Source organism: Nocardia sp. NPDC056611 (assembly GCF_042792755.1).
Classification (GTDB): Bacteria; Actinomycetota; Actinomycetes; order Mycobacteriales; family Mycobacteriaceae; genus Nocardia.
Genome location: NZ_JBHTVV010000004.1, coordinates 475,926 through 492,041 on the forward strand (window position 1 = coordinate 475,926; position 16,116 = coordinate 492,041).

The following is a 16,116-nucleotide window of genomic DNA, read 5'->3' on the forward strand; positions in this document are numbered from 1 at the left end:
ACTTCCCATGCAGCCCCAGCCGCCCGCCCCGGCCTGCTACCGCCACCCCGACCGGCCCACCGGTCTGGCCTGCACCCGGTGCGGGCGTCCGGCCTGCCCCGAATGCCTGACCGCGGCCGCGGTCGGGCAGCACTGCGTGGAGTGCGTCCAGCAGGGCCGCGACGATGTCCGGCCGGTCCGCAACGCGGCCGGTACGACGCTGTCGCGGATCTCGCAGCCGTACGTCACCTACACGCTGATCGCCGTCAATGTGATGGTCTTCGCGGTCACCGCGCTGCAGGCGCACAGCCTGATGGACAACCAGCGTTCCCGGCTGTTCTACGACTGGGTGCTGGTGCCGGGCTTCGTCGGCTACGACGGCGGCTGGGCGCGGGTGCTCGGCTCGGGCTTCCTGCACTACGGGCCGATCCACCTGCTGGCCAATATGTTCGCGCTCTACGTGCTGGGTCCGTACTGCGAGGTGGCATTGGGCCGGGCCCGCTTCGTCGCGGTCTACTTCACGTCCCTGCTGGGCGGTTCGGCCGCGGTCACGGCGCTGTCGGGTCCCCTGACCCCCACCGCGGGCGCCTCGGGCGCGATCTTCGGGATCTTCGGCACGGTCGCGGTGATCATGCTGCGTATCCGCCAGAACCTCACCCAGATCGCGGTGCTGCTGGGGATCAACCTGGTGATCACCTTCTCGGTGCCCGGCATCTCGGTGTGGGGGCACCTGGGCGGGCTGCTCGCGGGCACGCTCGCCACCACCGGAATCCTGTATCTGCCGCGCTGGATCGGGATCGGGGACGCCCGTAAGGCGCTCACCGTCGGCTGGGTGGCGGTCGCGGCGGTGGCGCTGGCCGCGGTGCTGGTCACCGTGCTGGCCGCGCCCACCCTCTAACGCGACAGATGCGCGCGCAGCACCTCGAGGACATCCTCGGGGCGCGTGCCCAGATCCCAGCGGCCGAAGATCAGCAGCCGTTCCTCACCGGAGTTGTCCACATCCATCTCCAGCATGGGCATACGACGGCCCAGTCGCCGGTAGTGCACAACCCGGACCCGCAGGATCTGCTCGGGTGTGTACCGCTGCGGCCCGGTCAGACCGCGCACCACGATATGCACAGGGTTGCCGGGTTCGACCGCGAGCCGCGGCCGTTGCCGCACGCCCAGGGCGGTCAGACCGAGCAGTCCCACCGCGGCCACGCCGATGAGCAGGCGGCCGGGGCCGTCCGTAGACACGATCGCGGCCACGGCCAGCACCAAGCCGCCGATGCCGCAGGCCACGAGGGCAGCCGGGGGTGTGGACCAGGACAGTTGGGAATCGGGGCCGGTGGCGGTCACTGTCCCCACTCTTTCCTCGAGTTGTCCACAGGCTCATCCACAGGTGTGCATGAATGACAATGGTGTAAGCCACATTCCCGGGGGAGCGGGCCACCCGTGCGGGGCATTCAGCGCCAGCGCATGGTCATGATCAGACCGACCACCATCAGGCCGAATCCGATCAGGAAGTTCCACGCGCCCAGGTCGCTCATCCAGTGGATCTGCTCGTTGGCCAGGTAGTAGACGAGCAGCCACACCAGACCGGCGAGCATGAAGCCCAGCATGATGGAGACGTACCAGACCGGCGACGGACCAGCCGTCTTCACTCGCACCGGGGTGCGGCTGGCCGGGTTGATCGTGTAATCGGTCTTCTTCCGGACCTTAGACTTCGGCATGACGTCCTCTGCTCCGCCTCTCCGTGACTTCAGCGCACGGCTGAGTGCCGTCGACATTCTCGCATGCGGCCCGGCGGTTGGGTGCCGACGCGATTCTGGGGGTACCCCAGGAGTTACCCCGACCGTGACGAAACCAGTTGCTACGTCCGCATACGCTCGCGGTGGTACCTCCATACTAGGTATTGCTCGCGACGGGCGAGTCGCCAGCCACTACTCTCGAATCATGCGTGTACTGGTCGTCGACAACTACGACAGCTTCGTGTTCAACCTGGTTCAGTATCTCGGACAGCTGGGTGTGGACGCCGAGGTCTGGCGTAATGACGACCCGCAGCTCGCGGATGTGGACAAGGTTGTGCAGGACTTCGACGGCGTGCTGATCAGCCCCGGGCCCGGCACCCCCGACCGCGCCGGCGCCTCCATCCCGCTGGTGCACGCCGCCGCGAAGCACGCCACCCCGTTGCTCGGCGTGTGCCTGGGACACCAGGCCATCGGAGAAGCCTTCGGCGCCACCGTGACCCGCGCCCCCGAACTGCTGCACGGCAAGACCAGCAGCGTCTTCCACATCGGCGCCGGCGTGCTGGCCGGGCTCCCGGATCCGTTCACCGCCACCCGCTACCACTCCCTGACCGTCCTCGAGGAGACCATGCCGCCGGAGCTGGAGGTGCTGGGCCGCACCGAATCCGGCATCGTCATGGCCCTGCGGCATCGCGATCTGCCCATCCACGGTGTGCAGTTCCACCCCGAATCCGTGCTCACCCAGGGCGGGCACCGCATGCTCGCCAACTGGCTGGGCGTGTGCGGCGAGCGGCCGGCGGAGGGGCTGGTGCAGACCTTGGAGGCGGAGGTCGCGGCCCTCGCGTCATGATGGGCGGCGCGGCGTGAGGCCGCGGGTCCTGCTGTCGGTGGCCGTCAGCATCGACGGCTACATCGACGACGCGAGCCCGGACCGCCTGTTGCTGTCCAACGCCGCCGATTTCGATCGGGTCGACGCGCTGCGCGCCGAATCCGACGCCATCCTGATCGGTGCGGAGACCCTGCGCCGCGACAACCCCCGGCTGCTCGTGAACAGTTCGGATCGCCGCCTGCAGCGGGTCGCCGCGGGCAAGCCCGATTATCCGGCGCGGGTGATCGTCTCCGCGCGCGGCGAACTCGACCCGGAGCTGCGGTTCTGGCACAGCGGCGGCGAAAGACTGGTCTACACCACCGATTCCGGGGCCGCCCGCCTCGGCGACCGGCTCGCGGGACTGGCCGAGGTGGTATCCCTGGGCGCGGCGATCGATTTCGCGGCTTTGCTCGATGACCTGGGGAAACGTGGTGTCGAGAGCCTGATGGTCGAGGGCGGCGGGTCCATCCATACCGCCTTCCTGTCGGCCGGATTGGTCGACGAGATCTGGATGGCCGTGGCGCCCTTGGTGGTCGGCGATCCGGCCGCCCCGCGCTTCCTGGGACCCGCGGCCTTCCCGGGCGGGCCCCAGCACCGCATGCAGCTGGCCGATGTGGCCCGGATCGGGGATATCGCCCTGCTGCACTACCTGCCGAAGGAGGATTCCGATGTCGGATGAGGCACGGCTGGATCGCGGCTGGATGCGGCACGCCATCGGTCTGGCGCGGTTGTGCCCGCACAGCGACACCGCCTTCGCGGTGGGTGCGGTGATCGTGGGCCCGGACGGGGTGGAGATCGAGCACGGGTGGTCGCGAGAGACCGACGACAAGGTGCACGCCGAGGAGTCGGCGCTGAACAAGCTGGCCTCGGACGATCCGCGGCTGCGGCACGCCACCCTCTACAGCACCCTCGAGCCCTGTTCGCAGCGCGCGAGTCAGGATCGGCTGCCGTGCACGGATCGGATTCTGCGGGCCGGGATCCGGCGTGTGGTGATCGCCTGGCGGGAGCCCGGCACCTTCGTGGACAACTGCGTCGGGGTGGAGCGGCTGCGCGAGCACGGCGTCGAGGTGGTCGAACTGCCCGATCTGGCCGACGAGGCCATGTCGATGAACCGGCATCTGCGGCTGTAGGTTTCGCCCGCGCAAGGTTTCACATGAAACAAAACAGGGGTTCGCGGACGATCCGCGAACCCCTGTTCTCACCATGGAATCCGAATCACGGCGGGCCGAGCGACAGCACTCCGGTCGTGATGGTCACCGTCTGGGACTTGCCCAGCGACGAGCCCGAGGTCGGCTGCTGGGCCAGGATGCGCCCGACCTCGCCCGCGTTCAGCGTGCTCATGGTGTTCTGGCTGACCTGCCCGTTCCAGCCGCTCTTGCGCAGCATGTCCACGGCCTGCGCCGGAGTGAGGCCGCGCAGGTCGGGCATGGTGATCTGATCGCCGCTCGACACCTGCACGGTCACCGTGGAGCCCTTGTCGGCCTGGGTGCCCGCGGACGGGTTGGTGGCGATGACCGTGCCCTTGGGCTGGTTGTTCGGCACTTCCTGGACCACGACCTTGAACAGCGCGGTGTCGCCCAGCGTGGACTGCGCGACCTCGATCGACTGCCCGACCACATTGGGGACGACCACCTTGTCCGGACCCGAACCGAGGGTGATGGTGACCTGTCCGTCGGAGTCGACCTTCTGGCCCGCGTCCGGGGTCGACGAGACGACCTTGTCCTTGTCGTCGGCGCTGGAGGCCTCCCGTTTCACGTCGGGATTCATCCGCAGCCCTTGCGAATTCAGGGTCTGCTCGGCCTGCTGCCGGGTGAGGCCGGCCAGCTTCGGCACCGTCACCTGCTGCGGTCCCGCGGACACCTGCAGGGTGATGGTGCTGCCCTTGCCGACCCGGGATCCGCCCAGCGGCTGGGTGGCGATGACATTGTTCAATGCCACCTTCGGGTCGTTCTTCTGCTGGATGGCGACCGTGAAACCGGCCTTCTCCAGATCCCGTTGCGCCAGTTGGTAGTTCTGGTTGGCGACGTCGGGCACGGTGACCTGATCGGCCCGCGACCCGGGGCCGACCAGCATCCACAGCAGGATCCCGACCACCGCGACCGCGGCCACCCCGAGGATGCCGATCAGCGCGGTGCGCCGGCGCGGATTGGCCTCGACGATCTCCTGTTCGGTGGTGTCGTCGCGGCGTTCGACGGTGCGGTAGCTGCGCGGCGGCGGCAGGTCGTCGTCGAGGAAACCGGTGCGGTCCTCGTCGGTCATGACCATGGGGGCGGTGGGCTTCTGCCCGCCCAGCACCCGGATCAGGTCGGCGCGCATCTCGGCCGCGGTCTGATACCGGTTGGCCGGGTTCTTGCTCATCGCCTTGAGGATCACCGAGTCGAGCTCGCGCGGCACCCCGGGATGCACCTGCGACGGCAGCCGCGGATCCTCCCGGACGTGCTGGTAGGCGACCGCGACCGGGGAATCGCCGGTGAAAGGCGGTTCGCCGGTGAGGATCTCGTAGAGCACGCAGCCCACCGAGTACACGTCCGACCGCGCGTCGACCTGCTCGCCGCGAGCCTGCTCGGGGGAGAGGTACTGGGCGGTGCCGATGACGGCGGCCGTCTGGGTCATGGGGTTGGAGCTGTCGGCGAGGGCGCGGGCGATGCCGAAGTCCATCACCTTCACCGCGCCGGCCCGGTTGATCATGATGTTGGCGGGCTTCATGTCCCGGTGCACGATGCCGTTGCGGTGCGAGAAGTCCAGCGCCGCGCACACGTCGGCGATGACCTCCATGGCGCGCCGCGGCGGCAGCGGTCCCTTGCCGCGCACGATGTCGCGCAGGGTGTCACCGTCGACGTACTCCATCACGATGTAGGGCAGCGGCCCGCCGTCGATCTCGGCCTCGCCGGTGTCGTACACCGCGACGATGGCCGGATGGTTGAGGGCGGCCGCGTTCTGCGCCTCACGCTTGAAGCGCAGGTAGAACGTGGGGTCGCGGGCCAGGTCGGCGCGCAGCACCTTGATCGCCACATCCCGGCCCAGCCGCAGATCCCGGGCCTTGTGGACCTCGGACATGCCACCGAACCCGATGATCTCGCCCAGCTCGTAGCGGGAGGAGAGGTTCTTCGGGGTCGTCATGGCAATCCTTGCTGCGCGACTGAGGATGAATTGGGGTCCTGTGCGTACACCGGACTGCGGTTACTGCCGGGACTCACCGCTCCGCCGGAATTCACGCCGCCGCCGGAATTCGCGCCGGGAGTCACTGGCAATGATGGTAGGTCGCCCCCGCCCTGGCCCGGCCACGGCCACCGGTCGGGCTTGGTGGTCGTGGGTTTCGCCGGGGTGGTGGTGACCGGCGGGGTGGTCTTGGGCGGCGTCGTCGTGGTGACCGGCGGCGGGGTGGTGGTCGGCTCGACCGTGGTGGTCGGCGGCGGCTCGACCGTGGTCACCGGGGGCGGCGGCGGCACCGGCCGTTCCCGGGTGGTGGTGGTCGGCGGGACGGTGGTGGTCGGGGTGATCACCGGCGGCGCGATCACCGCGCTGGTGCGGGCGGGCGGCGTGGAGTCGTGCGAGGAGCTGCTCATCAGGATGATGGCGGCGGCCGCGCCGAGGATCAGCGCGCCCACACCCAGTCCGGCGACGACCTTCTGGCCATTGGTGAATCGACCCGAGCCGCCGTCCTCCACACCGGGGACCGTCATGGGTCCGACCGGGGTGCGGGGTCCGGACATGACGGTGGTCTGGGCGGCGGGCGGTTCCATGGGCCCGCGCATCGGCTGCTGCGTCGGCGGGGCGTAGCGGGCGGTGGCCTGGTCGGCCCGCGCGCCCGGGATGATCATGGTCGGTCCGGGCGGCAGCACCCGGGTGGCGCCGGTCATGGCCGCGGACGGCAGGCCGCCGGGCGGCGTGGGCCGGCGACCCGAACGCACCGCGGACACCGCGTCGGCGAACTCGCCGCCATTGGCATAGCGCTGGCCCGGCTCCTTGGCCATGGTGATCTCGATGAGCTCCCGCACGTTCGGCGGCAGGTCGGCGGGCAGCGGCGGCGGGGCCTCCCGCACATGCTTCATGGCGACGGTCAGCGCGCCGTCGCCGGTGAACGGCCGCGCGCCCGCGAGCGCCTCGTAGCCGACCACGCCCAGCGAGTACACGTCCGAGGCGGCGGTGGCGTCCTCACCGGTGGCCTGCTCCGGCGCGATGTACTGGGCGGTGCCCATCACCATGCCGGTCTTGGTGACCGGGGAGGCGTCGACGGCCTTGGCGATGCCGAAGTCGGTGATCTTCACCTGACCGGTCGGCGTCACGAGGATGTTGCCGGGCTTCACGTCCCGGTGCACGACACCCGCGAGGTGCGCCACCTGCAGCGCGCGCCCGGTCTGCTCGAGCATGTCGAGGCCCTGGGCCACCGAGAGCCGGTTCAGCCGGGACAGCACCGCGTTGAGCGGCTCGCCCTGCACGAATTCCATGACCAGATAGGCGATCTCGCCGCCGGACGGATCCTGCGTCTCGCCGTAGTCGTAAATGCTCGCGATGCCCGGGTGATTCAGCTGCGCGGTGGTCCGCGCCTCGGTACGGAAGCGCTGCCGGAAGGTGGGGTCGGTGGAGAACTCCGCCTTCAGCACCTTCACCGCGACCCGGCGGTCCAGCCGGGTGTCCAGCGCTTCCCAGACCTGGCCCATGCCGCCGGTGGCGATCAGCCGCTGCAGCCGGTACCGGTCCGCGATCATCGCACCGTTGTTCAGCATTCGTGACCCTGTCTGCTCCCATGCAGCATGAGTGAGGGCCCTGCGTGGTTACGCGGGCTGCCTCCTCCGGGCCATGACTCACTCATGCTGTCTTGCACTCTCATGTCTCTCAGCCCCCCAGCCCGGCGTCCAGCACGGCCCGCGCGATCGGTGCTGCCACCGAGCCGCCGGTCGCGGCCAGGGCCCGGTCGCCGCCGTTCTCGACGATCACCGCGATGGCGATCTTCGGGTTCTGCGCCGGTGCGAACGCCATGTACCAGGCGTGCGGCGGGGTGTTGCGCGGATCCGAGCCGTGCTCGGCCGTTCCGGTCTTCGACGCGATCTGATACGGGCGCGGCTGCGTCCCTCCCTGCGTGTTCTTCTCCGACTCGATCATCAGATTGGTGATCTGGGTGGCCACCTGGGGGGTGACCGCCTGGCCCACCGAGGTCGGTTTGGTGGTGCTCAGCGTGCTGAGGTCCGGCGCCTGCAACTGGTCGACCAGGTAGGGCTTCATCCGCACGCCGCCGTTGGCGATGGTGGCCGCGATGACCGCGTTGTCCAAGGGGGTCAGGGCCACATCGCGCTGTCCGATGCTGCTCTGGCCCAGCGCCGCGTTGTCGGGAATGTCGCCCACGGTGCTGTCGGTCCACGGGATCGGGATGCTGTTGTGCAGATCCTTGCCGATCCCGAACGCGCTCGCCTCGTCCTTGAGTTTCGCCGTCCCCACCTTGATACCGAGTTCCACGAAAGCCGTGTTACACGAGTACTTGAAAGCCTCTGTCAGCGAAGCGGTTTGGCTGTCGCCGGGACCGCAGTGGCTGCCGTTGTAGTTCTCCAGCGTGGTCTGGGTGCCGGGCAGGGTGATCCGTGGCGCGGCGGTGAACTGGTCCTCCGGTTTCGCGATGCCGTTGGACAGCGCGGCCGCGGTGACCACCACCTTGAACGTCGAGCCCGGCGGGTAGGTGGTGGACACGGCGCGATTGATCAGCGGCTTGCCGGTGTCCTTGTCCAGCTGCTTGTAGGTGTCCTCGACCCGGCCGGCGTCGTGCCCGGCGAGGGTGTTCGGATCGTAGGACGGGGTGGACACCATGGTCAGGATGCGCCCGGTGCTCGGCTCGATCGCCACCACCGACCCGGTCAGCTTCTTCGAGGTCAGCTGCTCGTAGGCGACCTTCTGCATGAGCGGGTTGATCGTTGTCACCACATTGCCGCCGCGCGGATCCCGGCCCGAGATGAGGTCGATGAGCCGCCGCCCGAACAGCTGGTTGTCCGAACCGTTGAGCACCGAGTCCTCGGTGTGCTCGAGTCCGTTGTTGCCGTTCTGGAGCGAGTAGAAGCCGGTCACCGGCGCGTAGGCCATCGGATCGGTCGGGTAGGTGCGCAGGTACTTGTAGCGGTCGTCGGTGGCCACCGAACTCGCGAGCACCGTTCCGGCCGCGGAGATCTGGCCGCGCTGGCGGGCGTACTCGTCGAGCAGCACGCGATCGTTGCGCGGGTCGTTGCGCAGGCTGTCGGCCTTGCCGATCGGGCCGATCTGGACCTGCACGTAGGTGGCGTTGATCAGCAGCGCGACGATCATCGCCATCACCGCCAGCGCCACCCGGCGCAGAGGCGTGTTCACCCGGCACCCCCCTCGACCTTGCGCAGCATCTGCGTCGACGCGTCCGCGATCGGCTCGGCCCGCTTGCGGGCGGGCGCCGGGCGGCGGGCCGCGTCGGAAATCTTGATCAGCACTCCCAGCAGGACGTAGTTCGCCAGCAGCGACGAACCGCCGTACGACATGAACGGGGTGGTCAACCCGGTCAGCGGAATCAACTTGGTGACTCCGCCGACCACGACGAACACCTGAATGGCAATCGTGAAGGCCAGCCCCGACGCGAGCAACTTGCCGAAGCTGTCGCGGATGGCCAGCGCGGTGCGGATGCCGCGCACCGACAGGATGCAGAACAGCACGAGGATCACCGCCAAGCCGATCAGGCCTAGCTCCTCGCCGATGGCGGCGATGATGAAGTCGGTCTTCGCGAACGGCACCTTCGACGGATTCCCGCTGCCCAGACCGGTTCCCGCGAGACCGCCCGTGGCCAGGCCGAACAGCGACTGCGAGATCTGGTAGCCGGTGCTGGAGTAGTCGTCGAACGGGTGCAGCCAGGTCGAGACCCGGACCCGCACATGCCCGAACGCGTTGTAGGCGAACACGAATCCGACGGTCAGCAGCACCAGCCCGACCGCGACCCAGCCCACTCGCTCGGTCGCGACGTAGAGCATGCACAGCACGGTCGCGAAGATCAGCAGCGAGGTGCCCAGATCCTTCTCGACCACCAGCACACCCACCGAGACCACCCACACCAGCAGGATCGGTCCCATGTCGCGCATGCGCGGCAACTCCATACCGAACACGTGCTTGCCCGCGCCGGTGAACAGGTCGCGCTTGGACACCAGCACTCCGGCGAAGAACACGATCAGCGCGATCTTGGCGAACTCACCGGGCTGAACGCTGAAGCCGGGCAGCCGGATCCAGATCTTCGCGCCGTTCACCATGGAGTACCGGTCCGGCAGCAGCGCGGGCAGCGCGAGCGCGACCAACCCGAGCAGGCCGACCGTGTAGGAGTAGCGGGCCAGGCTGCGGTAGTCGCGCAGCGCGATCAACAACCCCATGAAGACCACCATCCCCAACCCCGTCCACAGCACCTGCTGGTTGGCGTCGGGGGAGGGGATGGGCAGGTTGGCGAAGGCGGCGTCCTGGGCCTGCGCTAGGTCCACTCGGTGAATCACCACCAGGCCCAACCCGTTCAGCAGTGCCGCGATCGGTAGTAGCAGCGGATCCGCGAACGCCGCGAACCGCCGCACCGCCAGATGCGCGACGCCGAACAGGGCCAGGTACGCGGCACCGAGTTTGGCGATCTCCCAGGTGATCGCCTGCTCCTGACTGGCCTCCACCAACACCAAGGACACGGTGGTGATGAGGGCCGCCAGCCCCAACAGCAGCAACTCGACATTGCGCCGGGTGGCGGGCGGCGGCGCAGGAGCGAATCCGCCGGGTGGACTGGGGAAGGCCCCAGTGAACGGCGGTGCCGGTGCGGACATCAGTCCGCCGTCCTGCAGTTCTGCCCCGGGTTCTGCGGTGCCGTGGTGGTGGGAACGGTGGTGGCCGGCGGGCTCGGCTGCTCGGACTTGTGCTCCAGCGGGTGGTTCTCGCCGGTCCGTTCGCCGCCGCTGAGGCCGCCGGGGACGGCGGTCGGTGCGGCGGGTGTGGGGGTGACCGAGGCGCCCGGCTGGTTCGGGTCGGCGGGCGGGGCCGGAGTCGTGGTCGGGGTGCTCGGGGCCTGCGCCTTGGTGTCGCAGGGCGGCAGCAGCTCGGTCGACACCAGCATGCGGATCTGCTTGATGGCGTCGTCGCGCGAGCCCGGCGGCAGACCCTTGTCGACCGAATCCCGGCCGCTGGGGCGCAGCGCCTCACGGGTCAGCGAGACACAACCGGCGGCGAACTTGTCGCCGGGAGCGGCCAGCGTCAATTCACCGGCGCGGGTGACACATCCGACCTGATCCACATCGCGGATCGAGTAGCCCAGCACCGAACCGGGCAGGCCGCGCAGCACGACCACCTTCTCGCCGTCCACGCCGACGTAGTAGTTGCTGCGAATCATGTTGTAGCCCACGGTGAGACCCGCGCCGACGGCCACCAGCAGGGCCAGCGACAGCGCCAGCCAGCGCAGCTTGTGGCTCTTCTTGGGCGGCTCGGGTTCGGGCTGCGCCACCGCGCGGCGCGGGGTGGCCCGCGGCGGGCGCATGGCGGCGGCCCGGCCGGCGGCGGTGTTCGGCGGGGGAGTGTCCTCGTCCTCGCCGGACGCCGCGCCCGCCACGATGGGGTGGCTCTGGCCGTAGTCCAGATCGATGACGTCGGCGACCACCACGGTCACGTTGTCGGGACCGCCACTGCGCAAGGCCAATTCGATGAGCCGGTCGGCCGCCTCGTCGGTGGTGCCCTCGCGCAGGGTGTTGGCGATGGTCTCGTCGCTGACCACGTCGGACAGGCCGTCCGAGCACAGTAGGTAGCGGTCTCCGGCACGGGCCTCGCGCACCACCAGGGTGGGGTCGATCTCGTTGCCGGTGAGCGCCCGCATGATCAGCGAGCGCTGGGGATGAGTGTGGGCCTGCTCCGGGGTGATTCGTCCCTCGTCCACCAGCGATTGCACGAAGGTGTCGTCGCGGGTGATCTGGGCCAGTTCACCGCCTCGGAGCAGATAGGCGCGGGAGTCGCCGATGTGGGCGAGGCCGAGTTTGCGGCCGGCGAACAGGATGGCGGTGAGCGTGGTGCCCATGCCGTCGAGTTCCGGCTCCTCCTCGACCTGGTCGGCGATGGACGCATTGCCTTCGTGCACGGCACGATTCAGCTTGCCGAGCAGATCGTCGCCGGGCTCGTCGTCGTCCAGATGCGCCAGGGCGGCGATCATCAGTTGCGAGGCGACCTCACCGGCGGCGTGGCCGCCCATGCCGTCCGCCAGCGCGAGCAGTCGCGCACCGGCGTAGACGGAGTCCTCGTTATTGGCTCGGACGAGACCACGGTCGCTGCGCGCTGCGTAGCGGAGAACAAGTGTCACGATCGCAGCTCGATCACTGTCTTGCCGACACGGACAGGGGTGCCGAGTGGGACTCGGACCGGAGTGGTGACCTTCGACCGGTCGAGGTAGGTCCCGTTGGTGGAACCGAGATCCTCGACGTACCAATCCTCACCGCGCGGAGACAGTCGCGCGTGGCGGGTGGAGGCGTAGTCGTCGGTGAGGACCAGTGTGGAGTCGTCCGCGCGCCCGATCAGCACCGGCTGCTGGCCGAGTGAGATACGAGTGCCGGCGAGAGAACCCTGAGTCACCACGAGATATTTGGCGCCCTTCTGGCCCCGGCGAAAAGATGGGAGCACCGCGGAACCGCCTGCGGCCCGAGGCGCGACCCGAAGGCCGGAAGCCGCGTAGATATCGCTGCGCAGGGTCCGGAGCACCGCCCACACGAACAGCCACAACAGCAGCAGGAACCCCGCACGGGTCAATTGCAGGATCAGTCCCTGCACGGTGCTCCACCTCCTGTTCGACCGTGTCGTAGGTACGGGGCAGTTACGGAGGTATGGCTCCGTGACCCCCAACCGGTGTGTTGCGTGTCAGCGCGGCCAGAGTCCGCCGCGCGTAATGGCAGCATCATAGGGCCGTCGACCGGTTGCGATCACGATACGACCGAGGAATTCCTAGTCATATCGTGACCTGCACCGCGAGCTTACGGGATCAGACGATCCGGATCAGGATCTCGGAATGCCCGGCGCGGATGACATCCCCGTCGGCCAGCTGCCAATCCTGGACGGGAGACCCGTTGACCAGCGTGCCATTGGTCGAACCGAGGTCCGAGAGCATCGCGGTCTGGCCGTCCCAGCGAACCTCGATGTGCCGCCGGGAAACCCCGGTGTCCGGCAGTCGGAAGTGCGCGTCCTGCCCACGGCCGATGATGTTGCTGCCCTCTCGCAGTTGGTAGGTGCGGCCGGAGCCGTCGTCCAGCTGCAGCGTCGCCGAGTAGCCCGACGCGCCCCGCGCGGGGGCCGCGCCGTAGCCCGCCTGCTGCTGGTCGTAGCCCTGCTGGCCGTAGCCCTGCTGGTCGCCGTAGCCCTGCTCGTAGCCCTGCTGCTGCCCGTAGCCCTGCTGATCGGCATAGCCCTGCTGCTGGCCGTAGCCCTGATCGGCGTACCCGCCCTGCTGCTGGCCGCCGTAGCCGCCGCCCTGCTCGTAGCCCTGCTGGCCATAGCCCTGCTGCTGGCCGTAGCCCGGGTCGGCGTAACCCTGCTGCTGGCCGTAGCCCTGCTGGTCGCCGTAGCCCTGCTCGTAGCCCTGCTGCTGGCCGTAGCCCTGCTGGTCGGCATAGCCCTGCTGCTGGCCGTAGGCCTGATCGGGCGCGCCGTACCCGCCTTGCTGGCCGTAGCCCTGCTCGGCGTACCCACCCTGCTGCTGGGCGCCGTAGCCGCCGCCCTGCTGCTGGTAGTCGTAGCCGTTCTGGTACTCGCCATAGCCCTGCTCGGACTGGCCGTAGCCGTACTCGCCGTACCCCTGCTGACCGGGGCGGCCCGCAGGCGGGGGCGCGTACCCGCGGTTCCGCGGATCGGACTCCGCGGGCTCACGGCTGGGGTCGTAGCCTGAGTTCTGCGTCATGGGGCCAGCTCCTGGTTGCGGGTTGGGTCGTTGTGGGCGTTCAGGTCCCGGTGACGGGCTGGCCCGCCTGCCCGCGTCCGGATCCACCCGGCCGCGCGTCCTGAACTGTCCGGTGTGCAGCGTAGGGGATGCCTCGAACTCCACGTGCACTTCGCCGTAGGTCTGCCACCCTTGCTCACGGATGTGGTCCTGCAGATGTTTGGCGAACGCACGCACGGTGAGCTGGTAATCCTCCGTGGCGACCTGCTGGTCCGGCTGGCCTTCACCGTGGACGAGTTGCCGGAGATCGGTCTCGTTGACGGTGATGACGTAGCTGTTGGGAGCCAGCAGATGCCCCCCGCCCAGATCCTGGACGTGGTCGCCGGCCTCACGCTGCAGTGCGGCCTCCACCTCCTGGGGAACCACACTGCCGCCGAACGCACGGGCGAAGACATCACCGACAGCACCCTGGAGGCGGCGCTCGAAGCGGGAAACGAACCCCATCGCCCCTCCTTCCCGGGTCGTGTCGTTTCTGACCTGCCAATAGTCGTGCGCGGAGCGTCCCGGAATGCAACACGCAGGCATGGCGTGTCGCCGGAGGGACACGGTCTTTGCATGATATCCACGATCGTCCACACCTGTAACTCTTGGCGGCGAGCCCAGGTTCCCGGGGCGTACCCACTGCGCCACGAAGCATGCGCACCCCCGATAACCAGGCGATTTCGTTTTGGTGCAAACCCCGTGATACGTTCTTCTCGTCGCTCGGGCGAGTGGCGGAATGGCAGACGCGCTGGCTTCAGGTGCCAGTGTCCGTAAGGACGTGGGGGTTCAAGTCCCCCTTCGCCCACCACGAGGAAGGCCCCCGATCCCACCGGATCGGGGGCCTTCTTCTTTGTCCGGACTCGGGTTCCCGTCCGGCCTGTCCGGCTCATCCGGGTATCCATGGATGTGACGAAGGTCGCACACCCTGTCCGGGGTGGGTTTCGAGAGACGTTGCCAGGGGCCGTTTCTGGGCCTCGCGAGGGGTGAAAATCGTTTGCCGGAGGATGTCGCCTCGGGTATGCGCCCGATTACTGTCCAGCGTTGCCTGATGATCATTTAGCTAAAACCATTCGAAACAAACTTGAGGTTTGTTTGACCCCAAGCGACTGCTTGGCAATCACGCTGAGCTGGGACGAAACGCCAGCTTAACGGGGGTTGAACCGGTGGTGAGCGGAGAATTCGCGAGTTTTTCGCAAACCGGATGACGGCGTTCGAAACGCATCGCGCGCAATGGGTTGAAACGGGTCCTGAAACGCAACCGCGAGGATAGTTTCGAGGCCCTCCGCAGACCGCCCGCAAAGGGTATGCCGAGAATTAGCGATGGTGCCGGGTTCCCTACGGGGAGGGCGCATTTCGCCTGGTCGCGTTATACGCCCGGTGGGCAAGTCGGAGGTTGCGTAGCCATAACGATTGTGTAGAGTCAACGGCAACGCTGGCCGCAGCTGAGCCGGACTCGCTGCGGCCAGTGGAACTCAATCCGAACGGTGCTCGCGACTAGGAAGTCGCCACTCTCACAACCGGTTCCGGATGGTTCCCGATCGAATTGCCCGTGATGTGCTCCGGGCCCGACTCCCGCGCCGCGTCGTCCAACGCTCGCGCTGTGTCGTCCATCTCTCGCACGGCCTGGCGACCACGCCCGAATACGTAGGCCAGGAAACCGAGTTCGGCCACCGCCCCGATCCCGACCCGCACCGCGGTGGGCCATCCGCTGGGCGTCACGAAGCCCTCCAGGAATCCCGACACCAGCAGCACCCCGGCCAGACCCAGCGCGATCACCGCCGTCGCGCGTCCCTGCCGGGCCAGGGCCTGCGGGCGGCTCTCCCGGCCCGGGTCGATCAACGTCCAGCCCAGCTTCAGGCCCGCCCCGCCGGCCACGAAAATGGCTGTGAGCTCGAGCATTCCGTGCGGCAGGATCCAGCCGAAGAACGGCTCCAGTCGTCCCGCCTCCGCCATCAGCCCGGCACTGACGCCGAGGTTCAGCGCGTTCATGAACAACAGGTAGAGCGCGGGCAGCACGAGCACGCCCATGAACAGCGCCATGGCCGACACCCACGCGTTGTTGGTCCACACCTTCGCCGCGAACGCGTCGTGCGAGTGCTCGTAGTAGTAGGTCTCGAATTCGCCGCCCGGCTTCGTCAAGGCGTCTGTATCCATGTTCAGCCCGAGACGCTTGCGTGTCGTCTCGGAATTGGCCACCGCCGCGCCGAGCGCCGCCGCGCCGAGCAGGAACACCGCCGCCACCGACAACCACCACGGCCAGGCCCGGTACACGGCGGCCGGAAAGCGGTGCGTGAAGAAGTACCCGATCTCGTGGGGAGTGTCGATGCGCGCGCTCAGGATCCGTCCCCGCGCCCGGGTCAGCACCGCGGACAGCCCGGCGATCAGCTCCGGATCGGCCTCCCGGGTCTGCAACCGCGCCAGCTGCTGTGAGGCCACCCGGTACAGCCGCACCAGCTCGTCGGCCTCCGCCCCACTGAGCCGCTTGCTCCGCGACGCCAGCCGATCCAGCCGATCCCAGGAAGGCCGGTGAACGAAGGTGTACGCGTCCAGATCCATGAGTTCCCCTCCCGCACTTCGGCTGACAAAATGCTAACCACACGATTCCGACTCGCTGATCAACGTTCACATGT

The 16,116-nt window shown here is 68.4% G+C and carries 14 protein-coding genes and 1 tRNA gene; 5 read left to right on the forward strand and 10 right to left on the reverse strand.

Annotated elements, in window-relative coordinates; translation table 11 throughout:
* Positions 1 to 7: 7 nt before the first annotated feature.
* Positions 8 to 877, forward strand: a complete 870-nt coding sequence (locus ACFRAQ_RS23565) for a rhomboid family intramembrane serine protease (RefSeq protein ID WP_379103019.1) — start codon at positions 8 to 10, stop codon at positions 875 to 877.
* Here ACFRAQ_RS23565 and ACFRAQ_RS23570 read toward each other — a convergent pair.
* Positions 874 to 1,317 (reverse strand): PH domain-containing protein, encoded by a 444-nt coding sequence (locus ACFRAQ_RS23570; RefSeq protein ID WP_379103022.1) that lies wholly within the window; start codon positions 1,315 to 1,317, stop codon positions 874 to 876. The two genes, ACFRAQ_RS23565 and ACFRAQ_RS23570, sit on opposite strands and share 4 nt — an antisense overlap.
* A gap of 107 nt (positions 1,318 to 1,424) precedes the next feature.
* Positions 1,425 to 1,691, reverse strand: coding sequence for a cell division protein CrgA (crgA, locus tag ACFRAQ_RS23575; protein ID WP_357088463.1), 267 nt, complete (start codon positions 1,689 to 1,691; stop codon positions 1,425 to 1,427).
* A 223-nt stretch (positions 1,692 to 1,914) separates the two neighbouring features.
* On the opposite strand from crgA, the gene ACFRAQ_RS23580 reads away from it, so the two are divergent.
* The 3 genes from ACFRAQ_RS23580 to ACFRAQ_RS23590 are packed head-to-tail and all read left to right on the forward strand — an operon-like array spanning position 1,915 to position 3,704.
* Positions 1,915 to 2,556 carry an aminodeoxychorismate/anthranilate synthase component II gene (locus ACFRAQ_RS23580; protein ID WP_379103025.1) on the forward strand — a complete coding sequence of 214 codons (642 nt, stop codon included), beginning with the start codon at positions 1,915 to 1,917 and terminating at the stop codon, positions 2,554 to 2,556.
* 13 nt (positions 2,557 to 2,569) lie between these two features.
* Positions 2,570 to 3,253 carry a RibD family protein gene (locus ACFRAQ_RS23585; RefSeq protein WP_379103027.1) on the forward strand — a complete coding sequence of 228 codons (684 nt, stop codon included), beginning with the start codon at positions 2,570 to 2,572 and terminating at the stop codon, positions 3,251 to 3,253.
* Positions 3,243 to 3,704 carry a dCMP deaminase gene (locus tag ACFRAQ_RS23590; RefSeq protein ID WP_379103029.1) on the forward strand — a complete coding sequence of 154 codons (462 nt, stop codon included), beginning with the start codon at positions 3,243 to 3,245 and terminating at the stop codon, positions 3,702 to 3,704. Before ACFRAQ_RS23585 ends, ACFRAQ_RS23590 begins: the two co-directional genes overlap by 11 nt.
* Positions 3,705 to 3,789: 85 nt before the next feature.
* On the opposite strand, the gene pknB is transcribed toward ACFRAQ_RS23590, so the two are convergent.
* The 7 genes from pknB to ACFRAQ_RS23625 all read right to left on the reverse strand — a co-directional run bounded on the left by pknB (position 3,790) and on the right by ACFRAQ_RS23625 (position 13,948).
* A complete protein-coding gene (gene pknB, locus ACFRAQ_RS23595) occupies positions 3,790 to 5,694 on the reverse strand; it encodes a Stk1 family PASTA domain-containing Ser/Thr kinase (RefSeq protein ID WP_379103031.1) in 1,905 nt (634 codons plus the stop codon).
* Positions 5,691 to 7,301: a protein kinase gene (locus ACFRAQ_RS23600; protein ID WP_379103033.1), complete on the reverse strand. Its 1,611-nt coding sequence runs from the start codon at positions 7,299 to 7,301 to the stop codon at positions 5,691 to 5,693. Before ACFRAQ_RS23600 ends, pknB begins: the two co-directional genes overlap by 4 nt.
* Before the next feature lie 109 nt (positions 7,302 to 7,410).
* On the reverse strand, positions 7,411 to 8,904 hold the full coding sequence (locus ACFRAQ_RS23605; protein ID WP_379103036.1) for a peptidoglycan D,D-transpeptidase FtsI family protein: 1,494 nt from the start codon (positions 8,902 to 8,904) through the stop codon (positions 7,411 to 7,413).
* Entirely contained in the window at positions 8,901 to 10,367 is a 1,467-nt protein-coding gene (locus ACFRAQ_RS23610) for an FtsW/RodA/SpoVE family cell cycle protein (protein WP_357274952.1), read from the reverse strand. Before ACFRAQ_RS23610 ends, ACFRAQ_RS23605 begins: the two co-directional genes overlap by 4 nt.
* On the reverse strand, positions 10,367 to 11,881 hold the full coding sequence (locus ACFRAQ_RS23615) for a protein phosphatase 2C domain-containing protein (protein WP_379103038.1): 1,515 nt from the start codon (positions 11,879 to 11,881) through the stop codon (positions 10,367 to 10,369). Before ACFRAQ_RS23615 ends, ACFRAQ_RS23610 begins: the two co-directional genes overlap by 1 nt.
* A complete protein-coding gene (locus ACFRAQ_RS23620) occupies positions 11,878 to 12,345 on the reverse strand; it encodes an FHA domain-containing protein (RefSeq protein ID WP_213558686.1) in 468 nt (155 codons plus the stop codon). Before ACFRAQ_RS23620 ends, ACFRAQ_RS23615 begins: the two co-directional genes overlap by 4 nt.
* A 208-nt stretch (positions 12,346 to 12,553) precedes the next feature.
* Positions 12,554 to 13,948, reverse strand: coding sequence for an FhaA domain-containing protein (locus ACFRAQ_RS23625; protein WP_379103041.1), 1,395 nt, complete (start codon positions 13,946 to 13,948; stop codon positions 12,554 to 12,556).
* A 260-nt stretch (positions 13,949 to 14,208) separates the two neighbouring features.
* On the opposite strand from ACFRAQ_RS23625, the gene ACFRAQ_RS23630 reads away from it, so the two are divergent.
* Positions 14,209 to 14,294 (forward strand) — tRNA-Leu (locus ACFRAQ_RS23630).
* Between the two features lie 686 nt (positions 14,295 to 14,980).
* On the opposite strand, the gene ACFRAQ_RS23635 is transcribed toward ACFRAQ_RS23630, so the two are convergent.
* The gene (locus ACFRAQ_RS23635) at positions 14,981 to 16,042 is read right to left on the reverse strand and encodes a stage II sporulation protein M (protein ID WP_379103043.1); all 1,062 of its coding nucleotides are present in this window, start codon (positions 16,040 to 16,042) and stop codon (positions 14,981 to 14,983) included.
* Positions 16,043 to 16,116: the final 74 nt, after the last annotated feature.

Excerpts from the sequence above, each read along its gene's own strand:
- ACFRAQ_RS23565 (WP_379103019.1), top strand. The coding sequence starts at position 8 with ATGCAGCCCCAGCCGCCCGCCCCGGCCTGCTACCGCCACCCCGACCGG.
- crgA (WP_357088463.1), bottom strand. The coding sequence starts at position 1,691 with ATGCCGAAGTCTAAGGTCCGGAAGAAGACCGATTACACGATCAACCCG.
- ACFRAQ_RS23580 (WP_379103025.1), top strand. The coding sequence starts at position 1,915 with ATGCGTGTACTGGTCGTCGACAACTACGACAGCTTCGTGTTCAACCTG.
- ACFRAQ_RS23590 (WP_379103029.1), top strand. The coding sequence starts at position 3,243 with ATGTCGGATGAGGCACGGCTGGATCGCGGCTGGATGCGGCACGCCATC.
- pknB (WP_379103031.1), bottom strand. The coding sequence starts at position 5,694 with ATGACGACCCCGAAGAACCTCTCCTCCCGCTACGAGCTGGGCGAGATC.
- ACFRAQ_RS23600 (WP_379103033.1), bottom strand. The coding sequence starts at position 7,301 with ATGCTGAACAACGGTGCGATGATCGCGGACCGGTACCGGCTGCAGCGG.
- ACFRAQ_RS23610 (WP_357274952.1), bottom strand. The coding sequence starts at position 10,367 with ATGTCCGCACCGGCACCGCCGTTCACTGGGGCCTTCCCCAGTCCACCC.
- ACFRAQ_RS23625 (WP_379103041.1), bottom strand. The coding sequence starts at position 13,948 with ATGGGGTTCGTTTCCCGCTTCGAGCGCCGCCTCCAGGGTGCTGTCGGT.
- ACFRAQ_RS23635 (WP_379103043.1), bottom strand. The coding sequence starts at position 16,042 with ATGGATCTGGACGCGTACACCTTCGTTCACCGGCCTTCCTGGGATCGG.